Origin of the sequence: Mesorhizobium sp. M7A.F.Ca.CA.002.09.1.1, assembly GCF_003998555.1 — a bacterium.
Lineage (GTDB): Bacteria > Pseudomonadota > Alphaproteobacteria > Rhizobiales > Rhizobiaceae > Mesorhizobium > Mesorhizobium ciceri.
Genome location: NZ_RZRR01000970.1, coordinates 1 through 1,981 on the forward strand (window position 1 = coordinate 1; position 1,981 = coordinate 1,981).

General features: G+C 63.1%; 2 protein-coding genes. One reads left to right on the forward strand and one right to left on the reverse strand.

All coding sequences use genetic code 11. The features are described 5' to 3' along the window. Positions 1 to 56: 56 nt before the first annotated feature. Positions 57 to 1,121 (reverse strand): spermidine/putrescine ABC transporter substrate-binding protein, encoded by a 1,065-nt coding sequence (locus tag EN994_RS29035; protein ID WP_063169495.1) that lies wholly within the window; start codon positions 1,119 to 1,121, stop codon positions 57 to 59. 239 nt (positions 1,122 to 1,360) lie between these two features. Between EN994_RS29035 and EN994_RS29040 the strand changes: the two genes are divergently transcribed. Next, positions 1,361 to 1,981, forward strand: a 621-nt coding sequence (locus EN994_RS29040; protein WP_127308038.1) for a GntR family transcriptional regulator, incomplete at its 3' end; no start/stop codon positions are given.

Below are 1,981 nucleotides of genomic sequence, written 5' to 3' on the forward strand. Positions count from 1 at the left end.
TTCAGCGGCCGACGGCGGAAACCCGCCGTCGGCCGTGGTCTCTGATGTGCCGCCGCTTACTGCGCAGCCTTGATCTCGCTGACGATCTTCGAATAGTCGCGCTGGGCGTCGCCGACGTCACGCAACTGCTCGAATTTGACGAGATCGGCCACCGGCATCGCCATGTTGGGGAATTTTGCCAGAAAATCGGCCGGCAGGCTCTCCATGGCCGGCTTGTTCGGCACCTTGTAGTCGATGTTCTGCGCCGCCCAGGCGTGGTTCTTGGCGTCGAGCATGAAGTTGATGAACTGGAAGGCGGCGTCCTTGTTGGCGGAGGCCTTCATCACCACCATCGTGTCGACCCAGAGGTCCGAACCTTCCTTGGGAATGACGTATTTGATCTCCGGCTTTTCGGCGATGCCGTAATTGCACCAGCCGTCCCAGGCCTGCACCATCAGTGCCTCGCCGGACACCAGCTTGGAATAGAAGGTGGTGTCGTCATAGGCGAGCAGGGTCTTCTTGGCCGAGATCAGCAGATCCTTGACCTCGGCCATCTTGGCCGGGTCGGTTTCGTTGACCGAATAGCCCTTGTCGAGCTGGCCGGCGGCCAGCAGCCAGCGGTCGGTCGCCAGCATGGTGGTCTTGCCCTTCAATTCGTCGGAGGGCGCGAGCAGGTCGCTCCAGCTGGCCGGTGCGACCTTCATCAGATCCGAGCGATAGCAGAGGCCGGTGGTGCCCCAGGTGTAGGGCACCGAGAAGGCATTGCCGACATCGTGCGGCAGCTTGGCTGCTTCCGGATAGAGGTTGGCGAGGTTGGGGATCTTGGCGTGGTCGATCGGCTCGGTCAGGCCGAGCTTGTTCAGCACCTCGGCGAAGGGTGAGGAGACAAAGACCACGTCATAGCCCTTGCCGCCGGCGGCGATCAGCTTGCCCATGATCTCTTCATTGGTGGCATGCACCACCACTTCGCCCGAAACGCCGGTTGCGGTCTTGAAGGCGGCCATGGCGTCGGGTGCCATGTAGCCGTCCCAGTTGGAAATGACGAGGTCGGCAGCCGTCGCCGGCGCGGACAGCGCCAAGGCCAGGCCAAGTGCGATCGAAGATGTTTTCAGCGCACGGCGCCGCAGGCTGGTAGCGGTCATGACAGACTCCCATTCGGTTGATCGTCGAATTTCATTCGCCGGACCAACGCTTGCGACCCTTGCCGCTGCCTCGATCCTGTTCCCTCGGTCTTTTTCTCGCCGATTGTGCTGACAGTACTATTGCAGAAAAAAGTACGTCAATCCATAATTTGTCAAACGACCGAGGAAACTGGCCGATTGCGTCCGTTCGGGCGATCGGTCAAATCAATGCGGTCATCTCGTTTTCCGCTGGACCAGCCATGCAAGCCGCAGCCAGACGACCCCGCACCAACCATCTTGATCTGGCGCAGCGCATCCTGGATGTGGCGCGCCAGCGCGGCTTCGAGCCCGGTGCACGCTTGCCCGAGCAGCAGATCGCGTCGCTGTGCAATGTCTCGCGCACGCCGGTGCGGGCGGCACTCGGCCTGCTCGCGGAACGGGGCGTCGTGCGCTGGGAGGCGGAGTCCGGTTATCATCTGGCCATCGACCTCACCGCGCAGGCTTCGGTCGCCACGGAATTGCCCGCTGCCGAGGAGGACGAGTTGGCCGAGGCGATCCTGCGCGACCGCTCGGCGCGGCGACTGGACCAGACGGTGACCGTCGCGGGATTGATGCGGCGCTACAGTGCCGAGCGCAAGACGGTATTAAAAGCGTTGAACAAACTGACCGAAGAGAATCTGCTGGATCGTGCGCCTGGCCAGTCCTGGCTGTTTCGGCGCACGCCCGACGATCCGGAAGCGCAAGGCGACAGCTACGAGTTCCGCTTGCTGCTCGAGCCCGCGGCCATCCTGACGCCCGGCTTCAGGCTGGACGGCGCGCGGGCGGCGACGTTGCGCCAGGCTATGGAAGCGCTGGTGACGCTGCCGGACGCCGCCTTCGAC

What these genes read in the sequence shown, in the direction of transcription:
- EN994_RS29035 (WP_063169495.1), bottom strand. Translation starts at nt 1,121, where the DNA reads ATGACCGCTACCAGCCTGCGGCGCCGTGCGCTGAAAACATCTTCGATC.